We start from the raw sequence: 21,728 nt of genomic DNA on the forward strand, positions 1-21,728 counted from the left end.
CAATAAAAATGGCACAAGCCGTGCGGGCTGTGCCATTTTTTGTTGCCTGCTATCAAAGCCGGGCTGTTACTTGTGGAACGCCGCCACGTCGCCCGGCTTGCGCAACATCTTGTCGACTTCACCGATGTGCAGCTCTTCCGCGTAGATCATCTCGCGTGCGTACTCTTCCAGCATCACGGACTCGCCTTCCACCAGCTTGAGCAGGTTGCGATAGCACTGCAATGAAGCGCTTTCATGCGCCAGCGACTCGCGCAGGATATCGCCGATGTCATGGTTATGGGTTTCCAGCAGCGGGCCTATGGCCAGGGATGGGTGCCCGCCCAGATGGGTGATCAGTTCGCCCGCCTTGTTGGCGTGGTCCAGCGACTCGGTGGCCTGACCGCGCAGCCAGGAAACGATGGGGATACGGTTATAGCCATACACCATCAGCGCATAATGGGTGTAACGCACCACCCCTGCCAGTTCCATCTCCAGTATGGTCTTCAGCGCGTCGATGATCGCTGAACTGCCCTCATCTGTGCTTTTGTCTTTCTTTGCCATGATGCCTCCTTAACGGTTGTAGGGTCGGGTCCTTGAACCCAGCGCCTGCAGTGTAGACCAGAATTTTCCATGCTGCAGAATTGCTAATAGTTCATATTAGCAATCGCACACGGCAGCAGCTCAAGCGCGGATGTGCTGCCGCGCGAACAGGCGTCCTTGCACATAATCCACGCCCATGCGCTGCGCCCAGTCGAAGTGTTCGCAGCTGGCCACCCCGTCCAGTATGGTCTGCACACCGATACGCCTGGCCGCACTCACCAGCCAGTCCAGTGTGGCTTCGGCCGCACGCGGATTCAGGCCCTGCAGGGCCTGACGGTTGAACTTGATGACACGTGCATCCACGAATGCGCTCAGCGAGAACATGCCCCAGCGCAGCCCCACATCCTCCATGGCCACCGAAGTGCCACTTTGTTGCAGCAGCACGATCATCTGCTGGGCACGTGCGGCATCGGCCAGATTGTGGTTCTCCACGATGTTGATGATGAGCTCGGGCTCGTTCCAGGCATGCTGGCGGAACAACTGCAGGAACGGGTTCTCCTGCCCGGCACCACCTTCCATGAAGCTGTCGATATCCAGATCCAGCATCAGCCAGCCCACTTGCGGCGCACGCTCGATCTGCAATTTCTTCATTTCCAGCTCGGTGTGATATAGCAACAGCGGGTTGCGATGCAGCACCGCGAACATCTTGCCCGCGCTGATACGCTGTCCACTGACGGTATGGAATGCCGCTTTGGCCTGATAGCCTTGCACTTCCTGAGACTGCACATCCACCACCGGTCTATAGTCGGTGCCGAAGCGGCGCGACATGACGATGTCCAGCACCTGCTGTGCAGGCAGGCCGTTAGGATCCAGCCGGACGGCAGCCAGGCCAAGGGCTTCGCGCCGGACGGCACCGGGGTCCAGCTGCGCCAGTTGCTGCAGCTCTGCATAATGAAATGCGTTCATGATGACTCCACATAAGAGGTGACATCACTATACTAAATGAGAATCATTATTATTTGAAGGCTTTTAGCTATTTCATTCTGCCGGTTTAATTCTGTATGGCGCTCATTCGCCTGACTGTGGCCTGTCGCTGTGGCCCAGCGGACGGTCAGGATCGATCTGGTCACGGATCAGTTGCTTCAATTCCTTGGATTCAGGGAAACGCTGCATGGCTTTACGGCTATAAAGCAATAGCCCGTTGAGCCGCACATCAAAAATACCCCCCGTGCCCGGAACCAGACTCACACGGCCAATGTCCGATTCGAAGGTTAGCAAAAGCTCCTGCGCCATCCAGGCCGCACGTAGCAGCCAGCGACACTGGGTACAGTATTCGATCTCGATATGGTGGGTGGTCGTCATGGTCGTCATCTGGTCAAACATCGTTCTTTAGTGGGTAGTTAATATCTGGCAATCTGGACAAGCTCGCTTGCCTGTATCACATCATCACCAACTTGCTTGGCAAGTTGATCGCAAATAGCGGAAAATGCGTAACATAGCAGCATTAGCCATTTCACAGCACGTTAGATGAGGAAACCTCGCACATGCGCGGAAAATTTGAAAAGTTCGGTCTGATCGGCATGGGTGCCGTTCTGGGTGTGATGATCAGTCTGAATTATTCGGCGATTGCCGAAAAAGACAGCAAACCACAGCTGCCGCTGGATGACCTGCGCACCTTCGCCGAGATCTTCGGCAAGATCAAAAGTGACTATGTAGAACCCATCGAAGACAAGAAGCTGATTACCGAAGCCATCAACGGTATGCTGACTGGCCTGGATCCGCACTCGGCCTATCTGGACGCTGACGGCTTCAAGGACCTGCAAGCAGGCACCCAGGGCGAGTTCGGCGGACTGGGCATCGAAGTGGGCATGGAAGATGGCTTCGTCAAAGTGGTGTCGCCCATCGAAGACACGCCTGCCTACAAGGCCGGCATCAAGGCCGGTGACCTCATCATCAAACTGGATGACACGCCAGTCAAAGGCCTGACCCTCAACGACGCGGTCAAGCGCATGCGCGGCAAACCGGACAGCGTGATCGTGCTGACCGTGGCGCGCAAGAACGAACCCAAGCCACTCATCTTCAAGATCGCCCGCGCCGTGATCAAGACCAAGAGCATCAAGCCCAAGCTGGTGGAAGCCAACTACGGGTATGTGCGCATCACCCAGTTCCAGGAACATACCGGTCAGGATCTGGCCACGGCCCTGAAGGCACTGGCCACCGAGAACAAGGGCAAGCTGCAAGGTCTGGTGCTGGACATGCGTAACAACCCGGGCGGCCTGCTGAATGCTGCTGTTGGGGTATCTGCTGCTTTCCTGCCCAAGAATGAGCTGGTGGTGTACACCGAGGGCCGCACCGAAGATGCCAAGATGCGCCTGTCTGCCACGCCACAGGATTATGTGCGCGGCGGCCCCAAGGACGACTACCTGCGTGACCTGCCTGCCGACTTCAAGACCGTGCCCATGGTGGTGCTGGTGAATGGCGGTTCGGCTTCGGCGTCCGAGATCGTGGCAGGCGCCCTGCAGGATCACAAGCGCGCAGTGATCATGGGCACCCAGAGCTTCGGCAAGGGTTCGGTACAAACCATCCTGCCGATGAACAACGGCACGGCGATCAAGCTGACCACCGCACGCTACTTCACGCCCAAGGGTCGCTCCATCCAGGCCAAGGGGATCGTGCCGGATATCCTGGTCGAAGAAAGCACGCTGACTGGTGGCCAGGCGGCGGTTGGCTTGCGCGAGGCAGATCTGAACCACCACCTCTCCAATCCCAAGGAGACGGAAGCAGAACCTGCTGCGCCAGCAGCCCCGGCTGCACCCGCTGAGCCAGCCGCCAAGCCAGAAGCCGATGCGCCTAAGAAGCCAGGCGCTGACGCTGCTGCCGCTACCGGTCCGGCTGAATTCGGCTCCAAGTCGGATTACCAGTTGAACCAGGCACTCAACCTGCTCAAGGGCCTGCAGATCCTGCAAAAGAAGCAGGCGGCGGCCAACTGATCGCCATGCTGCTGGATCAACTGATCACGCAATTCGATAACGGCCTGCGCACCCTGCTGGCCACCCCGCACAGCGGGCGTCCACATCCGGATGCCCAAGTGACGGAGGGCAGCTTGTCTGACGCCGAGAAACGCCACGCAGCGGCGCTGATGCGGGTGAACCACACCGGGGAAGTGTGTGCCCAGGCCTTGTACAGCGGCCAGGCACTCACCGCGCGTGATGGCAAGACCGTCGCGGCACTAAAACAGGCGGCGCGTGAAGAAACCGAGCATCTGGCCTGGTGCGAACAACGCATCAAGCAACTGGGTGGCCGCACCAGCCTGCTCAACCCCGTGTTCTATGGTGGCTCGTTTGCCATGGGGGCGCTGGCTGGCGTGCTGGGCGACAAATGGAATCTGGGCTTTCTGGCCGAGACCGAACGCCAGGTAGGCGCACATCTGGAGCAGCATCTGCAAACCTTGCCTGCAGCGGATGAAAAGAGCCGTGCCATCGTGGCCGCGATGCGCGCAGATGAAGCAGAGCATGCGGCCACGGCAGTGGCACAAGGTGCCGCCGAACTGCCTGCCCCGCTCAAACATGCCATGCAGCAGCTGTCGCGCCTGATGACCAGCAGCACCTACCGTTTGTAAGACCATTCCGATGGATACTGTAGCCTAGGCGCCGCAGTTGCATCAAAACCAACATCACGCATTCCACGACACATGAGCCGCCAAGCCGTGTGCCAGATCAACACGAACCAACACGAGTACCCTACATGCCAACATTCTCTGAAAATCTGGCCAAGCTGCCGACCGTAGACCATGTCGCACAGATCGATCTCAAGAACATGCAAGGCATGCTGATCGACATCATCGAAAACAAGCCTGGCAGCGCCGGTTCGGTGCGCGTCTACCATTACCTGGGCCAGAAACATGGTGGTATCACGCTGGCAGCAGCGCGCGAAGGCCTGGAGATCTATGCCGAGCACACCGACGATGCGCTGATGAACCCGGGCAAGCATCCCAATATCGATCGTTTGCTGACGCTGCTGGAAGAGCAAAAAGAGATCAGGATGGATTTGCTGTTGAAATAAGCCGCTGCGCTGACCAGCGCTTCAACGCGGCCAGCCGCTTCAATCCGCCGACAAGGTCGCCAGCAGCGGTGAGATGGGGGGGTGGTAGATGAATTGCACCAGGTTGCCGCATGGGTCCAGACAGTAAAGACTGCGCGCGCCATCACGATGGGTCCTGGGGGCTTGCGCGATGCGCGTACCATGCGCCAGCAGATGCGCATGCCACTGGTCCACATGCTCCGGGGTGGCCATGATGAACCCGATATGATCCAGCCGCTGTTGCCCTTGCAGATCGGCATCTGCAGGCAAACGATGCAGGGCCAGATTGTCCGCACCTGAACTGAGGTAGATATTGTCAGGGTCTGGCTGCCATTCCTCCTGCATGCCGACCACATCCCGATAGAACTGCAGACTGGCGTCCAGATCGGTCACGAACAGGGCCACATGATGCAGACCCTGCATGCCACCCGGACGCTGCGCTTGCATCAAACAGCCGCCTCGACGATCTCGAAGCCGTGGGTCACTTCCGCAGCCTTGCCCAGCATGATGGAAGCCGAGCAATACTTCTCCGCAGACAGTTTCACAGCACGCTCCACTTGCACGGCACTGAGCTGACGCCCGGTGACCACGAAGTGCACATGGATCTTGGTGAACACCTTGGGGATGCTGTCAGCACGCTCGGCCGTGATTTCGGCCACGCAGTCGGTGACCGGCTGACGCGCCTTGTTGAGGATGGTGACCACGTCGAACGAGGTGCACGCGCCCATGCCGATCAACAGCATCTCCATGGGGCGCATGCCCAGATTGCGGCCACCAGCCTCCGGCGCGCCATCCAGGATCACCGCATGACCGGTCTCGGATTCGCCCATGAAGCAGACGTTCTCAACCCATTTGATGCGTGCTTTCATGCTTATTTGACGCCCAGCAGCTCAACATCGAACAGCAGCGTGGCATTCGGCGGGATCACGCCGCCCGCACCGCGAGTGCCGTAGCCCATCTCGGGGGGAATGATCAGCGTGCGCTTGCCACCGACCTTCATACCGGCAAAGCCCTGATCCCAGCCCTGAATGACCTGACCACCGCCCAGATAGAAGATGAACGGATCACGTCTGTCTACCGAGCTGTCGAACTTCTCACCCTTGCCGTCCGGCTTGCTTGGGTCGTACAGCCAGCCGGTGTAATGCACGGTGACATTGAAGCCGATCTCGGCTTCGCGGCCGGTGCCGACCACGGTGTCTTTCTTGACCAGTTCAGTGATGGTGTTGCTCATGGCAGAGGTTTCCTTGTTGGTAGATGCGTTTTCAGCGGTGCAAGCCCCGGTGGCAAGCATGGCGGTCAGCATGACGCTAACGGCCAGGACAGAGTGTTTCATCGGGTACTCCAGCATAGTTTAAGAGTGCATATGATAACCGAATTGGGCATCGGTTCCGCCGCACGGGCTATCAGGGACGGCGCGATCAAGGAGGCGCTGCCATGGATGCCGTGACTGCCGGCCGCACCGGCCAGACTAAGGCTGGCTGTACAACCAGTCGATGAGCACATCCTGCGCGCCTCGCGTCTGCTGCGCCTTGGCATGGTTGCTGATGCACACCACCACCCAGCGCCGACCTTTAGCGTCCAGCACATATCCCGCGATGGAGCGCACATTACTCAGCGAACCGGTCTTGAGGTGCGCCCGGCCATAGGCCGCACTGTCCTTTTGGCGTTTGCGCAAGGTACCGTCCACAGCCAGGATGGGCAGCGAAGACATCAGCTCAGGCATCACCGGGCTGGCATAGGCCGCCAGTAACAGGGAGGCCAGATGCTGGCTACTGATGCGCTCGACACGCGACAGACCGGCGCCGTTCTCGATCACCAGTTCAGGGAATTCCAGCCCCTTGCTGCGCAGCCACAACAGCACGGCGCGTGCACCGTTGGCTTCGGTGCCCGGCGTGGCGATCTGCTCGGCGGCCAGCGTCAACAGCAGCTGCCTTGCCATCAGGTTGTTGCTGAACTTGTTGATGTCACGCACCACTTCGGCCAGCGTCACCGATTCATTGACCAGCAGTTTCACCGCACGCTCTGGCATCAGGCCGACGCGCAATTTGCCGCCAAAACTGCCGCCCAGCTGCTGCCACAATTGCCGGAACAGAAAGTAGCCATGACTGGCTTCATCGAAAAAACTCAGGTCCAGCCATTTTTCGCCGCAATCCAGCGCGTAGTCACCACGCAGCACCAACTCCACAGCGCGGGCATTGGACGCATCGCTGCGTACGTTCACGTCATAAGCGAGGCGGGTTTTCCAGTCGCCACAGGCGCTGCGCACCAGCTTGAGCTGATTGGTCAAGGTCAAGGCCGTCATGCCCGGACTGTTCGGGTCGGGCTCGGCACGCAGCAGCACTTGCTGCGTCACGGCATCCGCCTGCAACTGGATGCCAGTGGCTTTGAGGTCCATCACCAGCGCAGCTGGCGTGGCGTTATAAGCCCGGTACGGCTCACCATCAAAAGCGGCCGGACCCGCATTGGTGCTGGCGAAATAGCTGCTGTCCAGCAACAGATCACCGTCTATGCGCTGCACGCCCTGCTGGCGCAAGCGCGACAGCATGCGCCACAGATCTTCCACGCGCATGCTGGGGTCGCCATAGCCCTTGAGGATGAGGTTGCCCGTCAGCACACCCTGCTTCAACACGCCATCATGGTAGATCTCGGTGCGCCAGCGATACGCCGGGCCCAGTAGTTCCAGCCCGGCATAGGTGGTCACCAGCTTCATGGTGGAGGCCGGGTTCAGCGCGATATCAGCCTGATGCGCCAGCAAAGGCGCAGGCTGATCCACACGCTGCACATACACGGACAGCGCATCCGCCCCCAGGCCTTCTGCCTGCAAGGCACGCAGCACGGGGGCGGGTAACTCGGCATGTGCAAGGCTGCTGAGCGCCACCAACAGGAGGCCGATCAAACAATAAACGCTTAAGCGCATGCGAGCACCGCCTGATAGGTCTGCGTGATGAGGAAGTCGATCTCGTCCTCGTTCAACACATAAGGTGGCATGAAATACACCGTGTTTCCGATCGGCCGCAGCAGCAGGCCGCGCTTCAAGGCCTCCAGATAAAAACGCTGTGCGAAACCTGGCGTGGCGCTCTCCACATCGAAGGCCCAAATCATGCCGCGATGGCGCAAATGGCGGATCGGCAGGTTCGCGTAGCGGGTCAGGCGTGCATTGATTATGGTAGCCGTTTTGGCATTGTCGGCCAGCACATCCTGCTCGGCAAAGATATCCAGCGTCGCCAGCGCGGCACTGCAAGCCAGCGCATTACCGGTGTAACTATGCGAATGCAGAAAGCCACGTGCCGTGCTGTCGTCATAAAAAGCTTGATAGATGCTGTCGCGCGTCAACGTCACCGACAAGGGCAGATAACCGCCGGTGATGCCTTTGGACAGCGTCATGAAGTCGGGCAGGATTGCGGCCTGCTCACAAGCGAACAGGGTGCCGGTGCGGCCGAAGCCCACGGCGATCTCGTCTGCGATCAGATGCACGCCATAACGGTCGCAGGAAGCACGCACCAGCTGCAGATACAGTGGGTCGTACATGGCCATGCCGGCCGCGCACTGCACCAGCGGCTCCACCACCAGCGCCGCGATACTGGCGTGATGCTGCGCCAGGTGCGCATCCACAGCCGCCGCGCAGCGCCTGGCGTAATCGGCCGCCGATTCACCCACTTCGGCCAGCCTGGCGTCCGGGCTGGGCATGTGCGTGCTGTGCCGCAACAGCGGCGCATAGGTGTCCTTGAAGATGGCCACATCGGTGACCGAGAGCGCGCCCAGCGTCTCCCCGTGATAACTCTGCTGCAGGCTGAGGAATTCGGTCTTGCCGGGCCGACCCTGATTGCGCCAGTAATGGAAACTCATCTTGAGCGCGATCTCGATGGCAGACGCGCCATCCGAACCATAAAACGCATGACCCAGGCCGGTCAGCCTGGCCAGACGCTCCGACAGCTGCACCACAGGCTCATGCGTAAAACCGGCCAGAATCACATGCTCCAGCGTATCCAGCTGCGCCGTGATAGCCGCCTTGATGCGCGGATGATTATGCCCGAACAGGTTCACCCACCAGGAGCTGACGCCGTCCAGATAACGCTGGCCGTCAAAATCGTACAGCCACACCCCCTCACCGCGCCGGATCGGCACCAGCGGCAGGGATTCATGCTGCTTCATCTGCGTGCATGGGTGCCAAACGGCCTGCAGGCTGCGTTGCAGCAAAGTCTGATTGTTAAGAGTCTGCATGTTTCGGTATCTATCCTTGTCTACTGACATGCTAGCGCATCGCGGTCGCGCCTGCCTAGGGAATGCACAGCGCCCTCCGCTGCTGTTGAGCACACGCCGACGCGGCCCCAGCCCGCTGCGCTGAGACTGAGGCTGGGACTTAGGCTGGGACTTAGGCTGAGACTGAAGCCAGACAAGGCACGGCTACAGGCTGTAATCCCCGGCCGCTTCCGGCTGGAACAGCAGTTCGACGATACGGGCAAAGCGCACTTCTCCCTGCAGGGAGCGCCAGGACGCGATCGCGCCGCAGCGTAAACCTAACATGCTGGCGCCAGCAGGCGACAGCACAGAGATATTCCCCTGCGCTGGTGCCGCATTCCCAGGGTAGCAAAGCCGCAGCTGCGTGCGATGGCCTGTGGTGTCATCCGCAATCACGAACAGCGAGTTCATGGTGACGACATCGTCCGGGATCTCGGCAGAATCAACCACCTCGGCAGCATCCAGGCCATCTTCCAGTTCGATCGGATAAGAAAGCTTGTCCAGCTTGGATAGACGGAAATAATCAATCTCGGTGAGCATGCGCTCGGTGTTACTGAGGGTGGTATTCAACATATGGTCTCTTTCAGCTCGACACGATGCCGCGCTTGACGGCATACCATGTCAAAGATCGCGCCTGGCTTAGGCCCGGCGATGATCTGTTGCGCTAAAAGTAGTGATTATCGACGGGCTGGGAGGTCTGCGGCGGAAAGAAGGGTTCTTTCAAGCGCGACGGATTGTGGGCAACAAACATCCGCGACGCCGTGGGACGCATTGCATTCAGGATGATGTTTGTGCAGGGAGAACATGGGCCGATTTAAGCCTTTAACGCTGTGCTTGTCAACCGAGCGCGGCGTTAAGCAGCCACCCTGACGGCAGGGTACCCAGACTCAAACCCCAGACTCAAACCATAGTCGAGCCGGACCAGTGACGCCCTTTTGCAGGCGAAAGCCGCCGGGGTTGCTGAGTCATCGGCTTCATTTCCCATATCAACCCGTTCAATTCTTGAAAATCAGCTCTTGAAAAACAGTGAACCTGTCCCTATCATTAGCACTCTGTAAGCGTGAGTGCTAACAGCGCGCTGGATCGCAAGGCACCAGAGGCCAGTTGCATTCGCGCCAAGAACAATTCGTTGTCCAACAAATCAGGAGATCAACTCATGAAAATTCGTCCTCTGCATGACCGCGTTATCGTCAAGCGCCTCGAAGAAGTCCGTACCACCGCTTCCGGTATCGTCATCCCTGACACCGCCGCCGAGAAGCCGGATCAAGGCGAGATCCTCGCTGTTGGTCCAGGCAAAAAAGACGACAGCGGCAAGCTCATCGCACTGGATGTGAAGGTCGGCGACAAGGTGCTGTTCGGCAAATACGCTGGCCAGACCGTCAAGGTTGACGGCGCTGAAGTGCTGGTGATGCGCGAAGAAGATCTGATGGGCGTAGTCGAGGGCTAAGTCCTTCACGCCAGATATTGAGCCTGTAAGCGGCTAGCCGCTTTAAACCAGACCTGACAATGGTCAATCTGAACAAATCGTATTAGGAGATTCAACATGGCAGCTAAAGACGTACGTTTCGGCGATGAAGTCCGCCAAAAAATGACCAATGGCGTGAACATTCTTGCCAACGCAGTAAAAGTGACCCTGGGCCCTAAAGGCCGTAACGTCGTGCTGGAGCGCTCTTTCGGCGCCCCTACCATCACCAAGGACGGCGTCTCCGTCGCCAAGGAAGTCGAACTGAAGGACAAGTTCGAGAACATGGGCGCACAAATGGTCAAGGAAGTCGCTTCCAAGACCTCCGACACCGCCGGTGACGGCACCACCACCGCCACCGTACTGGCACAAGCCATCATCCGCGAAGGCATGAAGTCCGTTGCCGCCGGCATGAACCCGATGGACCTGAAGCGTGGCATCGACAAGGCTGTTGCCGCTGCCGTGGCCGAACTGAAGGTCATGAGCAAGCCATGTACCACCAGCAAGGAAATCGCTCAGGTTGGCTCCATCTCTGCCAACTCCGACACCTCCATCGGCCAGATCATTGCCGATGCGATGGACAAGGTAGGTAAAGAAGGCGTGATCACCGTTGAAGACGGTTCCGGCCTGGAAAGCGAACTGGACGTCGTAGAAGGCATGCAGTTCGACCGCGGTTACCTGTCCCCTTACTTCATCAACAATCCGGATCGTCAGATCGCGCTGCTGGACAACCCCTTTGTCCTGCTGTTCGACAAGAAGATCTCCAACATCCGTGACCTGCTGCCTACGCTGGAACAAGTGGCCAAGGCTGGCCGTCCACTGCTGATCATCGCTGAAGATATCGACGGCGAAGCACTGGCTACCCTGGTGGTCAACAACATCCGTGGCATCCTCAAGACCTGCGCCGTCAAGGCACCTGGTTTCGGTGACCGTCGCAAAGCCATGCTGGAAGACATCGCCATCCTGACCAACGGTACCGTGATCGCGGAAGAACTGGGCCTCAAGCTGGAGAACGTCAAGCTGGAAGACCTGGGTCAAGCCAAGCGTATCGAAGTGGGCAAAGAAAACACCATCATCATCGACGGTGCCGGTGTTGAAGCCAACATCAAGTCCCGTATCGACCAGATCAAGAAGCAAGCTGCCGATGCGACCAGCGATTACGACAAGGAAAAGCTGCAAGAACGTGTCGCCAAGCTGGCAGGCGGCGTGGCCGTGATCAAGGTCGGCGCGACCACCGAGATCGAAATGAAGGAAAAGAAGGCTCGCGTTGAAGATGCACTGCACGCTACCCGTGCTGCGGTTGAAGAAGGCATCGTCGCTGGCGGCGGTGTTGCACTGATCCGTGCACGTGCCGCTATCGAGAAGGTCAAGGGCGACAACCTGGACCAGGAAGCTGGCGTGAAGATCGTGCTGCGCGCTGTGGAAGAACCACTGCGCCAGATCGTCGCCAACGCCGGTGCTGAGCCATCCGTGGTGGTCAACACCGTGGCAGCCGGCAAGGGCAACTACGGCTACAACGCCGCCAACGAAACCTATGGCGACATGGTGGAGATGGGCGTGCTGGACCCAACCAAGGTCACCCGTTCCGCACTGCAGAACGCGGCTTCCGTGGCTGGCCTGATGCTGACCACCGACTGCATGATCGCCGAACTGCCTAAGGATGACGCACCGGCAATGCCGGGTGGCGACATGGGTGGCATGGGCGGCATGATGTAGTTTTGAATTGCATCATCTTGCCGACCATCGCAATCAATGGCGCGGCATGATGCAACTGGTCTTGACCGACCTGTCACACCTGAAGTCGCAATAAACGAAAAGCCCCGCCAAGTGCGGGGCTTTTTGTTGGGCGCCCCATACACGACGGGCAAAAAAAACCCCGATTAAAGGGGATAAAATCGGGGTAATAAAGCTTCATTACTGAAGCTTCCTGCTCAGGGAGGAAAAGCAGGAGACGATGTTTCATCGTCTGCTTCTGTGACCAGCCTGCTCCGCTGCAAGTTCCATCAACTGCATTTCTCATCCCCAGCCCGACCTGCGATAATCACGGCATGAATGCATCCACTTTGCTCGACGGCCTCAACGACAAACAACTCGAAGCGGTCACCCTTCCCCATCAATCCGCACTGATCCTCGCTGGCGCTGGCAGCGGCAAGACCCGCGTGCTGACCACGCGTATCGCCTGGCTGATACAGACCGGTCAGGTATCGCCGCTGGGCTTGCTGGCGGTGACCTTCACCAACAAGGCCGCCAAGGAGATGCTGACGCGGCTGACCAGCATGCTGCCCATCAACACACGCGGCATGTGGGTAGGCACCTTCCACGGGCTGTGCAACCGCTTGCTGCGCGCCCACCACCGCGAGGCGCAGCTGCCTGCCACCTTCCAGATCTTTGACACCGCCGACCAACTGTCTGCGATCAAGCGCCTCATGAAGGCGATGAACGTGGATGATGAGAAATACCCGCCCAAGCAGGTGATGGGTTACATCAACAGTTGCAAGGAAGAAGGGCTGCGCGCGCATGCGGTGGAGGCCTATGACGCCCACTCGCAACGCATGCGCGAGATCTTCGAGGAATATGACAAGCAGTGCCAGCGCGAAGGGGTGGTGGATTTCGCCGAGCTGCTGCTGCGCTGCTACGAGCTGCTGAGCCGCGACAGCACGATACGCCAGCATTATCAAAGCCGTTTCAAATACATCCTGGTGGACGAGTTCCAGGATACCAACCGCCTGCAATACCTGTGGCTGAAGCTGCTGGCAGGCGAGCAGCAGGCCAGCGGGCGCAACTGCATTTTTGCGGTGGGCGACGACGACCAGTCCATCTACGCCTTCCGCGGCGCGCGCGTCGGCAATATGCGCGATTTCGAGCGGGATTTCGCAGTGCAGAGCATCGTCAAGCTGGAGCAGAACTACCGCTCCTACAGCAATATCCTGGATGCCGCCAACGCCATCATCACCCACAACCGCAACCGTCTGGGCAAGAACCTGTGGACCGCCGCTGGCAAGGGCGAGCCGGTGCGCGTCTACGAGGCCTATAACGACATCGACGAGGCCAACTTCATTGTCGACGAGGTCAAATCGCTGCATGCCGAAGGCCATGGCCTGGGCGAAGTGGCGCTGCTGTACCGCTCCAATGCGCAGTCCCGCGTGCTGGAACATGCGCTGTTCTCGGCCAACCTGCCCTACCGCGTCTACGGTGGCCTGCGCTTCTTTGAACGTGCCGAGATCAAGCATGCGCTGGCTTACATGCGGCTGATCGCCAACCCGCATGACGACACTGCGCTGTTGCGGGTGATCAACTTCCCTACCCGCGGCATAGGCGCACGCAGCCTGGAACAATTGCAGGAAACCGCGCGCAGCCAGGGTGGCAGTCTCTGGCAAGCCGCGCTACAAGCCGCAGGCAAGGGCGACGCTATCAAGGCCAAGGGCATTCCGGGCTTTGTGGCGCTGGTGAAGCAGATGCAGGAAGAGGCCATAGGCATCACGCTGCCGGAAGTGGCGGAGCTGGCGACCGGGCTGTCCGGCCTGCGCACCTTCTATCAAAGCGAAAAAGAAGGCGAAGACCGCATCGCCAACCTGGATGAGCTGATCAACGCGGCCGTGGCGTTCACCAATCAGGAGATAGGCGTGCAGGTGGACGAGAACGGCGAAGTGGCACAGTCACTGCTCACGCAGTTCCTCACCCATGCCAGCCTGGAGGCTGGCGAGCATCAGGCCGAGGCCGGGCGCGAAGCCTTGCAGTTGATGACGGTGCACGCTGCCAAAGGCCTGGAATTCAAGGTGGTGTTCATCAGCGGGCTGGAAGAAGGCCTGTGCCCGCATGAGCAGAGCCTGTATGAAGCGGCCGGGCTGGAAGAAGAACGTCGCCTGATGTATGTGGCGGTGACGCGTGCGCGCCAGCGTTTGTATTTGAGCTATGCACAAAGCCGTCTGCTGCACGGTCAGGTGCGCTACGGCATTCCGTCGCGCTTTCTGGACGAGATCCCGGATGAGCTGATCAAGCGCCTGAATGCCAAACCAGTCGCGCGCTCCGGCTACGGGCAGGATTACAACGCCATGCCCAAGGTGATGAGCAAAACCAGTCAAGAACAAAAGAGTGCGATGCCCTGGAAGATAGGTCAGTCGGTCGCGCATGCCAAGTTCGGTCAGGGCGTGGTGGTAAGTTACGAAGGCAATGCCAACGACATGCGCGTGCAGGTCAATTTTGGCCGCGAAGGCCTGAAGTGGCTGGCACTGGAATATGCCAAGCTGGAAGCGGTTTAATTGCCAGAGGCCTGCTTGCAAGCTGGCAGGCCGTCAACAACAAGGCTACTAAGGCAGTCAGCAGCGCAAGGCTGACGGTCTTATTTGCCAGCCTCAATCAGTGGCGTTTCAAACACACCACGGTAGCTGAAATACTGGATCGCCAGCATCAGACTGGTGACCGACAGCATGCAACCCAGCAGGGCCAGACTCATGATCAGCGTGCCCAGCGCAGACGACAACAAGCTCAGCAGCGCCACCAGGCCACCTACCAGCAACATCACCGCCGTCAGCATCAAGGTCAGCACCAGCCAGGCCGCGCCCAGCGGGATCATGAAACGCCAGCTGGCCCACAGACTCTGCCCCAGCGCATTCAGCAAGCTATGCCCCTGGTAAGCGATCAACATGGGCGCGAACCAGGTGGCCATCAGCAAGGGCACCAACAGCAGCATCACTTTGAGCAGCAGCGGGGTCAGGTCCGGCATCATCGCCTCGGGGCCGGTCTGTTGCAGCAGATCGGTCAGGCGTTGTAACTCGTCGCCGGTTAGAAAACCGACCAGCGTGCCATACACCAGACAAGCGCCACCCAAGCTCAGCAGGCGGCCGAAATTGGGTTTGATCTGCTCGAACAATTCACGTAACGGCGTCTCGCGCCCGGCGGCGGCCTCGCGCAGCAAGCCCATCGCCAGCGCCAGGAACACCGGCCAGAACATCATCAGCACCAGGCTCAGCAAGCTGGGCATCACTGTGGGCAACATCAGGAACAGCACCACATAAGCCAGCGCGAGGCCCAGCCACTTGCCAGGGTAACGCCCGAACAGATACAGGCTGGCGATCACCCAGTTGAGGCCGGTTTTAATGCTGAGGGGTAACTTCATGGCACAGGTTCTTTCTCAAGGTCGTTCTGTCATGCGGCTCATGCGGTGAGCGGCGTGTGGCCATCCATGCGCACTTGCAGGATGCGGCGGAAATGCTGCGGGTCTTTGGCGTGCGTCAGTTCGCCTGATTGCGGAAAATGCAGATCGTACAAGCGCGATAGCCAGAAACGCAGGGCCGCACGGCGCAGCATGGCCGGCCAGGCTGCACATTCCTCGCGGGTCAGCGTGCGCACGCCACGGTAGGCCTCCAGCAGGGCGGCCTGACGCGGCAGATCCGGCGTGCCGTCGGGCTGCACGCACCAGTCATTGACGGCGATGGCCAGGTCATACAGCAAGGCGTCGTCACAGGCATAGTAAAAGTCGATGATGCCGCCCAACTGTTCGCCATCGAACAGCACGTTGTCGCGGAACAGGTCAGCATGGATCACCCCCTGAGGCAGATCGGCAAAAGACGGCATGGCGCTCAGCACGCTGTCCAGCAAGGCCTGGTCGGCAACTTGTAATTTGCTGCGCACCTGCGCCGCCGTGGCATCGCGCCAGGCATCGCCACGCGGGTTGACCATGCTGGCAGGAAAGCCCTGCCCAGCCAGGTGCATCTGGCCCAGCGCGCGCCCGACGGCAGCACATTGCCCCAGCGTGGCAGATTCCACATCACGTCCCGTCAAACAACTCACCAGCGCGGCTGGTTTTCCGTTAAGCAGGCCCAGCTTGCCGCCATCGGAACGCGCCACCGGGTGCGGACACAACACGCCCCGCTCGGCCAGGTGGGTCATCAGGTCCAGGAAGAACGGCAGTTCGTCCAGCGTGTTCTTTTCGAACAGGGTCAGCACATAGCGCCCCTGCGTGGTGGTGACGAAGTAATTGGTATTGGTGATGCCCGCGGCGATGCCCTGCAGCGTCAACAGCTCGCCCAGCGAGAAATCCTTGAGCCAGTGCTGCAATTGATCAGAGGTGACGGTGGTGAAAACGGACATGGATGTTCAGGAAAGGTAACGATAGAAGAAAGGCATGAAACATCAAGAGGGCGATGCGCCCTCTTGATGAACTAACTCAAAAATTGAAGATGACCCACTTGGGGATGACCAGCGGCGGGTTGGGGCCGTCCATGCGTGACCAGCCGCCCTCCTGATCCTCTTTCAGCAGGTAATAGGGCTTTTTGCCACCGGCTGGTGTGATCTTCTGCATGTACAGCTCACCGTTGATACGGTATTCCTCTACGGTATCCTCACCCTTCTGGATGATGGTCACTTCCGGCTCTGCATTCGGGTCCAGCTCCATGCCAGCTGGCGGTGGAGGCGGTTCAGGCAGTGGTTCCAGCACAGGCGGTTGACCACCTGCATAGGCCAGCACAGGCAGCACGGTAGCGAGCAACAGCAAGCAGCGAATCAGGCGCATGACAGATCCAAATCTACGGTTAATGGACTGAGTTTAGCAAAAAGCCGTCCGCACTGGGGCAGCCACTGGCAAAAAGCTACAAATAAAGCTGGATCTGGCGCTCGCTGGGCGAGGGCTCGAAACCGCGTGTCTCGTAATGCTTGAAGATGGCTTCCACCACGTTTTTCGGCTCATCGATCACCTGGATCAGGTCCATATCCTCGGGCGATGCCATGCCTTCGGCGATCAAGGCACTGCGGAACCAGTCCAGCATGCCCTGCCAGAACGCCGAGCACACCAGAATGATGGGGATCTTGCGCGTCTTGCCGGTCTGGATCAGCGTCAAGGCTTCCATGAGTTCGTCCAGCGTACCAAAACCACCCGGCATCACCACATAAGCCGAGGCGTTCTTGACGAACATCACCTTGCGCATGAAAAAGTGTTTGAAATTCTGGCTGACGTCCTGGTAATCGTTGCCCTTTTGCTCATGCGGCAGCTCGATATTGAGGCCTATGCTGGGCGATTTGCCATGGAACGCGCCTTTGTTGGCCGCTTCCATGATGCCAGGACCACCACCGGAGATGACACTGAACCCGGCGTCTGACAACAGACGCGCGATCTGTTCCGTCAGCTGGTAATAAGGATGGTCAGGCGGGGTGCGGGCGCTGCCGAAGATGGAGACCGCAGGCGTGATCTGCTTGAGGCGTTCCGTGGCATCCACGAATTCTGCCATAATCTCGAAGGCATGCCAGGATTCGCGTGCGGAAGGCTGGGCGTTCAATATTTCGATATCCGTGATCTTGGGCAGCTTGCTGGCGACGCTCATGCGGTGGTTATCCAATCAATAGAAAATCTTCAAAATGAAAACCTTGTTACTGGTTGATGGCTCGTCCTATCTGTACCGAGCCTTCCATGCCATGCCGGACCTGCGCAATGCACACAACGAGCCGACCGGGGCCATCCAGGGCGTGCTCAACATGCTGCGCCGCCTGCACAAGGACTATCCGGCCGATTATAGCGCCTGCGTGTTCGATGCCAAGGGCAAAACCTTCCGCGACGACATCTACCCGCAATACAAAGCCAACCGCGCTGCCATGCCGGATGACCTGCGCCTGCAGATCGCCCCGCTGCACGAAGCCATCAAGGCCATGGGTTGGCCGCTGATCGTGGAAGACGGTGTGGAAGCCGATGACGTGATCGGTGCACTGGCCAGGCAGGCTGAACGCGAAGGCATGCGCGTGATCATCTCCACGGGCGACAAGGACATCTCGCAACTGGTCAGCCCACAGGTCACCGTGATCAACACCATGCGCGACGCCTTCCGCAAGACCGATGAAGTGCTGGACGAAGCCGGTGTGGAAGCCAAGTTTGGCGTGCCGCCTGCGCTCATCGTGGATTACCTGATCCTCATCGGCGACAGCTCGGACAATGTGCCCGGCGTGGAAAAGGTCGGCCCCAAGACCGCAGTCAAATGGCTCAAGCAATATGGCTCGCTGGACAACATCATCGCGCATGCCGACGAGATCAGCGGTGTGGTCGGTGAAAATCTGCGCAAAGCGCTGGAATGGCTGCCGACCGCACGTGCGCTGATCACCATCCGCTGTGATGTGGGCATACGTGAACATCTCAGCGACCTGGCACCACGCACGCAGGACAAAGACACCCTGATCCGCCTGTTCGACCGTTTTGAGTTCAAGACGCTGCGCCGCGAGCTGGAGCTAAGTCAGCCCAGCCCACCCAAAGTGGCAGCCGCCAGCCCCCTGCCTGCCGAAGGCAGCGGGGACCTGTTCGCGGCCAGCGCCGTCACCACACGCCACTATGACACCTTGCTGAGCGAAGCCGAGTTGCAGCGCTGGCTGGACAAGCTGCGTGCGGCGCCGCTGTTCTGTTTCGATACCGAAACCACGTCGCTGGACCCCCTGCAGGCCAGGCTGGTCGGCATGTCCTTCGCCACCGTGGCTGGCGAAGCCGCTTACCTGCCACTCACCCATGACTATGCCGGGGTGCCGCAGCAACTGGACTTGGAGACCACGCTGGCTCAGGTGCGTCTCATCCTTGAAGACCCGGCGATCAAAAAAGTCGGCCAGAACCTCAAATATGACCAGCATGTGCTGGCCAATCATGGCATCGCGCTGAACGGCATCGCGCACGACACGCTGCTGCAATCCTATGTGCTGGAAAGCCACCGTAGTCATGGCATGGACGATCTGGCCATGCGCCATCTGGGCGTCCAGACCATCAGCTTCGAAGAGGTAGCCGGCAAAGGCGCCAAGCAGATCGGCTTCAATCAGGTGGCGCTGGAACAGGCCAGCGAATATGCCGCGGAAGATGCCGACATCACCCTGCAGCTACACCAAACGCTGTACCCGCAGATCGCCAGCGATGCCAAGCTGGAACATGTGTACCGCGATATCGAGCTGCCGGTGTCCGGCATCCTGTTCAAGATCGAACGCAACGGCGTGCTCATCGATGCGGCCATGCTGGGCCGCCAAAGCCACGAACTGGGCATCAGGCTGCAGGAGCTGGAACAGCAGGCGCATGCGCTGGCAGGCCAGCCCTTCAACCTGGGCTCACCCAAACAGCTGCAGGAGATCCTGTTCGGCAAACTGGGCATCAAGCCGCTGAAAAAGACACCGAGCGGTGCGCCGTCTACCGACGAAGATGTACTGCAGGAACTGGCGCTGGACCACGCCCTGCCCAAGGTGATCCTAGAACATCGCGGCATGGCCAAACTGAAGTCCACCTACACCGACAAGCTGCCACGCATGGTCAACCCGGCCACCGGCCGCGTGCATACCAGCTACAGCCAGGCCGTGGCCGTCACCGGCCGCCTGGCCAGCTCGGACCCCAATCTGCAGAACATCCCTGTGCGCACCGCAGAAGGTCGCCGCATCCGCGAAGCCTTCGTCGCCGCGCCGGGCAGCGTCATCGTTTCGGCCGACTATTCGCAGATCGAGCTGCGCATCATGGCGCACCTGTCACAGGACGCCGGTCTGCTGGCCGCCTTCGCGGCCGGTGAGGATATCCACCGCGCCACCGCCGCCGAGATCTTCGGCGTGGAACGCAGCGCCGTCGATCACGAGCAGCGCCGCTATGCCAAAGTGATCAACTTCGGGCTGATCTACGGCATGTCCGCCTTCGGGCTGGCGCAGAACCTCAACATCGATCGCAGTGCCGCCGCGAGCTACATCGAACGCTATTTCGCGCGCTACCCCGGCGTGCGTGACTACATGCAGAACACGCGCGAACAAGCCAAGGCGCAGGGTTATGTGGAAACCCTGTTCGGCCGCCGATTGTGGGTGCCGGAGATCAACAGCCCGAACGGCATGCGCCGTGCCGGTGCCGAGCGCGCCGCCATCAACGCGCCCATGCAGGGCACCGCTGCCGACCTGATCAAACTGGCTATGATTGCCGTGCAAGGCTGGCTGGAATCCGCGCAACTCAGCACCAAGCTCATCATGCAGGTGCACGATGAACTGGTGCTGGAAGTGCCGGATGCCGAACTGGAGCTGGTCAAGCACACGCTGCCGCTACTGATGCAGGACGTGGCCAAGCTGGACGTGCCGCTACTCGCGGAAGTGGGCATAGGCAGCAACTGGGAAGAAGCGCACTAGAACGGGATGGCAGCAGAGCCTGCTGAACATCAGTGCACATCCGCTCGGGCTCAGCGAGCGTGGTCCAGGTGTTGATGCCAGTGATTGACGCTAACTACTACTGCTATCTATTACTGCTATCTATTATTGCTACTAGGCGACTCACCACACTGGCTGGCGACATCATCCTTCGCTGACCCGCCACAACTGGCGGCCACATCCGTGGCTGCGGATGCGCTAGCAGCTGCTTCGGTCGCCTGGGCCAGCTCTTCCAGATAGACGCCTATGTCCCACTCGCAGCCGCCGCAACCACTCAGCGCCCCCGTCCAGCGCGAGATGCCGTCCATGTCGCGGCCGCCCAGGAACAGCTCGCGTATCTGGCCGCGTCTGGTGCCGCTGCAATAGCACAACACTTCGTCGTCAGGGTTCTTTTGATCGTCAGCCATGCAATAGATATTTGAAAATGGATATTTGAATATGCTGGTTAACCAGTTGAGCATTCATTTTAAGGCCAGCCGTGTTGCTGGAATAGCCACACACAACGAAAAGCGCGCAAAACCTTTTAGAGGGGGCATTAGCAACAGCAGCGAACCCGAATCGATGCCACATGGTCAACATAGGCACGTAGTCGTTTTAACGTAGTCCTTACTCAAATCAAGCGCAAACCACCCACTATTGATACACTTGATGCAATGAACAAAAGCCTCGCCATTGAATTGCTGAAGAAGCACAAAAGCATCCTGACACAACGGTTTGGCGTCAGTCAGTTGGCATTGTTCGGCTCCACCGCACGTAACGAGGCCACCGAGCATAGCGATATTGACATTCTGGTCGATTTCGATGGGCCTGCATCTTCAGAACGCTACTTTGGCGTGCAGTTCTATCTTGAGGATTTGTTGGACAAGCCCGTTGATCTGGTCACTCATAAAGCGCTGCGCAAAGAGTTGCGGCCTTATATCGAACGCGAAGCGATTCGTGTCTGAGAAAATCGCAAATCCGCACGCCGGGCCAGACCGAGAATGGCGTTTTTATATCGCCGATATGATGGCGTTTGCGGAGAAAGTCGAGCTATACACGCAAGGTATGGGTCAATCCGAGTTTGTGGTCAGCGGTCTGAATTACGATGCCACGGTCCGCAATCTGGAACTCATCGGCGAAGCAGCAACGCATATTCCACTTTCGGTACGCGCCCAGCATGAGAACATCCCGTGGCGCACTGTCATTGCCACCCGAAACCGACTGATACATGGCTATCTTGGTATCGATAATGACACGCTGTGGAGCATTATCAAAACCGATATCCCTGCCCTCATCCGGCAGCTAAACACTATTAACTTTTAGCATT

23 protein-coding genes are annotated in these 21,728 nt (G+C 59.1%); 9 read left to right on the top strand and 14 right to left on the bottom strand.

Translation table 11 applies throughout. The annotated features are described in order from the left end of the window. Positions 1-66 precede the first annotated feature (66 nt). The 3 genes from ED236_RS07670 to ED236_RS07680 all read right to left on the bottom strand — a co-directional run bounded on the left by ED236_RS07670 (position 67) and on the right by ED236_RS07680 (position 1,881). Positions 67-540, bottom strand: coding sequence for a ferritin-like domain-containing protein (locus ED236_RS07670; protein WP_123237368.1), 474 nt, complete (start codon positions 538-540; stop codon positions 67-69). A gap of 120 nt (positions 541-660) precedes the next feature. After that, the gene (locus ED236_RS07675) at positions 661-1,485 is read right to left on the bottom strand and encodes an EAL domain-containing protein (protein ID WP_123237369.1); all 825 of its coding nucleotides are present in this window, start codon (positions 1,483-1,485) and stop codon (positions 661-663) included. Positions 1,486-1,587: 102 nt separating this feature from the next. Then, positions 1,588-1,881: an Rdx family protein gene (locus tag ED236_RS07680; RefSeq protein ID WP_123237456.1), complete on the bottom strand. Its 294-nt coding sequence runs from the start codon at positions 1,879-1,881 to the stop codon at positions 1,588-1,590. A gap of 182 nt (positions 1,882-2,063) precedes the next feature. Here ED236_RS07680 and ED236_RS07685 point away from each other — a divergent pair, with 182 nt between their 5' ends. From ED236_RS07685 to ED236_RS07695, 3 genes are all read left to right on the top strand, one after another. Further along, a complete protein-coding gene (locus ED236_RS07685) occupies positions 2,064-3,509 on the top strand; it encodes a S41 family peptidase (protein ID WP_123237370.1) in 1,446 nt (481 codons plus the stop codon). A gap of 5 nt (positions 3,510-3,514) precedes the next feature. Continuing rightward, positions 3,515-4,138, top strand: a complete 624-nt coding sequence (gene coq7 / locus ED236_RS07690; RefSeq protein ID WP_123237371.1) for a 2-polyprenyl-3-methyl-6-methoxy-1,4-benzoquinone monooxygenase — start codon at positions 3,515-3,517, stop codon at positions 4,136-4,138. A 125-nt stretch (positions 4,139-4,263) separates the two neighbouring features. Beyond that, positions 4,264-4,581, top strand: a complete 318-nt coding sequence (locus ED236_RS07695) for a DUF2322 family protein (RefSeq protein ID WP_123237372.1) — start codon at positions 4,264-4,266, stop codon at positions 4,579-4,581. Between the two features lie 39 nt (positions 4,582-4,620). Here ED236_RS07695 and ED236_RS07700 read toward each other — a convergent pair whose 3' ends face one another. From ED236_RS07700 to ED236_RS07725, 6 genes are all read right to left on the bottom strand, one after another. Beyond that, a complete protein-coding gene (locus ED236_RS07700) occupies positions 4,621-5,046 on the bottom strand; it encodes a VOC family protein (RefSeq protein WP_240032072.1) in 426 nt (141 codons plus the stop codon). Further along, positions 5,046-5,468 (bottom strand): OsmC family protein, encoded by a 423-nt coding sequence (locus ED236_RS07705; protein WP_123237373.1) that lies wholly within the window; start codon positions 5,466-5,468, stop codon positions 5,046-5,048. The genes ED236_RS07700 and ED236_RS07705 overlap by 1 nt, the downstream gene beginning before the upstream one ends. Positions 5,469-5,470: 2 nt before the next feature. Next, positions 5,471-5,932, bottom strand: a complete 462-nt coding sequence (locus tag ED236_RS07710; protein ID WP_193726079.1) for an FKBP-type peptidyl-prolyl cis-trans isomerase — start codon at positions 5,930-5,932, stop codon at positions 5,471-5,473. Positions 5,933-6,067: 135 nt separating this feature from the next. Then, positions 6,068-7,516 carry a D-alanyl-D-alanine carboxypeptidase/D-alanyl-D-alanine endopeptidase gene (gene dacB, locus ED236_RS07715; protein ID WP_123237374.1) on the bottom strand — a complete coding sequence of 483 codons (1,449 nt, stop codon included), beginning with the start codon at positions 7,514-7,516 and terminating at the stop codon, positions 6,068-6,070. Further along, positions 7,507-8,820 (bottom strand): adenosylmethionine--8-amino-7-oxononanoate transaminase, encoded by a 1,314-nt coding sequence (locus ED236_RS07720; protein WP_123237375.1) that lies wholly within the window; start codon positions 8,818-8,820, stop codon positions 7,507-7,509. The genes dacB and ED236_RS07720 overlap by 10 nt, the downstream gene beginning before the upstream one ends. A 183-nt stretch (positions 8,821-9,003) precedes the next feature. Continuing rightward, the gene (locus ED236_RS07725; protein WP_205125657.1) at positions 9,004-9,411 is read right to left on the bottom strand and encodes a GreA/GreB family elongation factor; all 408 of its coding nucleotides are present in this window, start codon (positions 9,409-9,411) and stop codon (positions 9,004-9,006) included. 583 nt (positions 9,412-9,994) lie between these two features. Here ED236_RS07725 and ED236_RS07730 point away from each other — a divergent pair. The 3 genes from ED236_RS07730 (at position 9,995) to ED236_RS07740 (ending at position 14,559) form a co-directional block, all read left to right on the top strand. Beyond that, positions 9,995-10,285 (top strand): co-chaperone GroES, encoded by a 291-nt coding sequence (locus ED236_RS07730; protein WP_123237376.1) that lies wholly within the window; start codon positions 9,995-9,997, stop codon positions 10,283-10,285. A 96-nt stretch (positions 10,286-10,381) separates the two neighbouring features. Continuing rightward, positions 10,382-12,016: a chaperonin GroEL gene (gene groL / locus ED236_RS07735; RefSeq protein WP_123237377.1), complete on the top strand. Its 1,635-nt coding sequence runs from the start codon at positions 10,382-10,384 to the stop codon at positions 12,014-12,016. 332 nt (positions 12,017-12,348) lie between these two features. Further along, on the top strand, positions 12,349-14,559 hold the full coding sequence (locus tag ED236_RS07740) for a UvrD-helicase domain-containing protein (protein ID WP_123237378.1): 2,211 nt from the start codon (positions 12,349-12,351) through the stop codon (positions 14,557-14,559). An 80-nt stretch (positions 14,560-14,639) separates the two neighbouring features. Here the strand turns inward: ED236_RS07740 and ED236_RS07745 are convergent, their stop codons facing one another. From ED236_RS07745 to ED236_RS07760, 4 genes are all read right to left on the bottom strand, one after another. Beyond that, positions 14,640-15,416, bottom strand: coding sequence for a BPSS1780 family membrane protein (locus ED236_RS07745; RefSeq protein ID WP_123237379.1), 777 nt, complete (start codon positions 15,414-15,416; stop codon positions 14,640-14,642). Positions 15,417-15,454: 38 nt separating this feature from the next. Continuing rightward, positions 15,455-16,390 carry a homoserine kinase gene (gene thrB, locus ED236_RS07750; RefSeq protein ID WP_123237380.1) on the bottom strand — a complete coding sequence of 312 codons (936 nt, stop codon included), beginning with the start codon at positions 16,388-16,390 and terminating at the stop codon, positions 15,455-15,457. Between the two features lie 76 nt (positions 16,391-16,466). Continuing rightward, complete coding sequence (locus tag ED236_RS07755) at positions 16,467-16,811, bottom strand: DUF2782 domain-containing protein (protein WP_123237381.1); 345 nt, start codon at positions 16,809-16,811, stop codon at positions 16,467-16,469. 76 nt (positions 16,812-16,887) lie between these two features. Continuing rightward, positions 16,888-17,616, bottom strand: a complete 729-nt coding sequence (locus tag ED236_RS07760; protein WP_123237382.1) for an LOG family protein — start codon at positions 17,614-17,616, stop codon at positions 16,888-16,890. A gap of 34 nt (positions 17,617-17,650) precedes the next feature. Between ED236_RS07760 and polA the strand changes: the two genes are divergently transcribed. After that, positions 17,651-20,404, top strand: a complete 2,754-nt coding sequence (gene polA, locus ED236_RS07765) for a DNA polymerase I (RefSeq protein ID WP_123237383.1) — start codon at positions 17,651-17,653, stop codon at positions 20,402-20,404. 116 nt (positions 20,405-20,520) lie between these two features. Here polA and ED236_RS07770 read toward each other — a convergent pair whose 3' ends face one another. Beyond that, positions 20,521-20,829 (bottom strand): (2Fe-2S)-binding protein, encoded by a 309-nt coding sequence (locus ED236_RS07770; protein WP_123237384.1) that lies wholly within the window; start codon positions 20,827-20,829, stop codon positions 20,521-20,523. A gap of 246 nt (positions 20,830-21,075) precedes the next feature. Here ED236_RS07770 and ED236_RS07775 point away from each other — a divergent pair, with 246 nt between their 5' ends. Together ED236_RS07775 and ED236_RS07780 are read left to right on the top strand one after the other, a co-directional pair. Continuing rightward, a complete protein-coding gene (locus ED236_RS07775) occupies positions 21,076-21,366 on the top strand; it encodes a nucleotidyltransferase family protein (protein WP_123237385.1) in 291 nt (96 codons plus the stop codon). Beyond that, positions 21,359-21,724, top strand: a complete 366-nt coding sequence (locus ED236_RS07780) for a HepT-like ribonuclease domain-containing protein (protein WP_240032073.1) — start codon at positions 21,359-21,361, stop codon at positions 21,722-21,724. The genes ED236_RS07775 and ED236_RS07780 overlap by 8 nt, the downstream gene beginning before the upstream one ends. Positions 21,725-21,728 lie beyond the last annotated feature (4 nt).

This window comes from Pseudomethylobacillus aquaticus (genome assembly GCF_003730115.1).
Taxonomy (GTDB): domain Bacteria; phylum Pseudomonadota; class Gammaproteobacteria; order Burkholderiales; family Methylophilaceae; genus Pseudomethylobacillus; species Pseudomethylobacillus aquaticus.

Bases quoted from the DNA above. Each gene is read 5' to 3' on its own strand.
- ED236_RS07670 (WP_123237368.1), bottom strand. From the start codon at position 540: ATGGCAAAGAAAGACAAAAGCACAGATGAGGGCAGTTCAGCGATCATC.
- ED236_RS07675 (WP_123237369.1), bottom strand. From the start codon at position 1,485: ATGAACGCATTTCATTATGCAGAGCTGCAGCAACTGGCGCAGCTGGAC.
- ED236_RS07680 (WP_123237456.1), bottom strand. From the start codon at position 1,881: ATGACGACCACCCACCATATCGAGATCGAATACTGTACCCAGTGTCGC.
- ED236_RS07685 (WP_123237370.1), top strand. From the start codon at position 2,064: ATGCGCGGAAAATTTGAAAAGTTCGGTCTGATCGGCATGGGTGCCGTT.
- coq7 (WP_123237371.1), top strand. From the start codon at position 3,515: ATGCTGCTGGATCAACTGATCACGCAATTCGATAACGGCCTGCGCACC.
- ED236_RS07695 (WP_123237372.1), top strand. From the start codon at position 4,264: ATGCCAACATTCTCTGAAAATCTGGCCAAGCTGCCGACCGTAGACCAT.
- ED236_RS07700 (WP_240032072.1), bottom strand. From the start codon at position 5,046: ATGCAAGCGCAGCGTCCGGGTGGCATGCAGGGTCTGCATCATGTGGCC.
- ED236_RS07705 (WP_123237373.1), bottom strand. From the start codon at position 5,468: ATGAAAGCACGCATCAAATGGGTTGAGAACGTCTGCTTCATGGGCGAA.
- ED236_RS07710 (WP_193726079.1), bottom strand. From the start codon at position 5,932: ATGAAACACTCTGTCCTGGCCGTTAGCGTCATGCTGACCGCCATGCTT.
- dacB (WP_123237374.1), bottom strand. From the start codon at position 7,516: ATGCGCTTAAGCGTTTATTGTTTGATCGGCCTCCTGTTGGTGGCGCTC.
- ED236_RS07720 (WP_123237375.1), bottom strand. From the start codon at position 8,820: ATGCAGACTCTTAACAATCAGACTTTGCTGCAACGCAGCCTGCAGGCC.
- ED236_RS07725 (WP_205125657.1), bottom strand. From the start codon at position 9,411: ATGTTGAATACCACCCTCAGTAACACCGAGCGCATGCTCACCGAGATT.
- ED236_RS07730 (WP_123237376.1), top strand. From the start codon at position 9,995: ATGAAAATTCGTCCTCTGCATGACCGCGTTATCGTCAAGCGCCTCGAA.
- groL (WP_123237377.1), top strand. From the start codon at position 10,382: ATGGCAGCTAAAGACGTACGTTTCGGCGATGAAGTCCGCCAAAAAATG.
- ED236_RS07740 (WP_123237378.1), top strand. From the start codon at position 12,349: ATGAATGCATCCACTTTGCTCGACGGCCTCAACGACAAACAACTCGAA.
- ED236_RS07745 (WP_123237379.1), bottom strand. From the start codon at position 15,416: ATGAAGTTACCCCTCAGCATTAAAACCGGCCTCAACTGGGTGATCGCC.
- thrB (WP_123237380.1), bottom strand. From the start codon at position 16,390: ATGTCCGTTTTCACCACCGTCACCTCTGATCAATTGCAGCACTGGCTC.
- ED236_RS07755 (WP_123237381.1), bottom strand. From the start codon at position 16,811: ATGCGCCTGATTCGCTGCTTGCTGTTGCTCGCTACCGTGCTGCCTGTG.
- ED236_RS07760 (WP_123237382.1), bottom strand. From the start codon at position 17,616: ATGAGCGTCGCCAGCAAGCTGCCCAAGATCACGGATATCGAAATATTG.
- polA (WP_123237383.1), top strand. From the start codon at position 17,651: ATGAAAACCTTGTTACTGGTTGATGGCTCGTCCTATCTGTACCGAGCC.
- ED236_RS07770 (WP_123237384.1), bottom strand. From the start codon at position 20,829: ATGGCTGACGATCAAAAGAACCCTGACGACGAAGTGTTGTGCTATTGC.
- ED236_RS07775 (WP_123237385.1), top strand. From the start codon at position 21,076: ATGAACAAAAGCCTCGCCATTGAATTGCTGAAGAAGCACAAAAGCATC.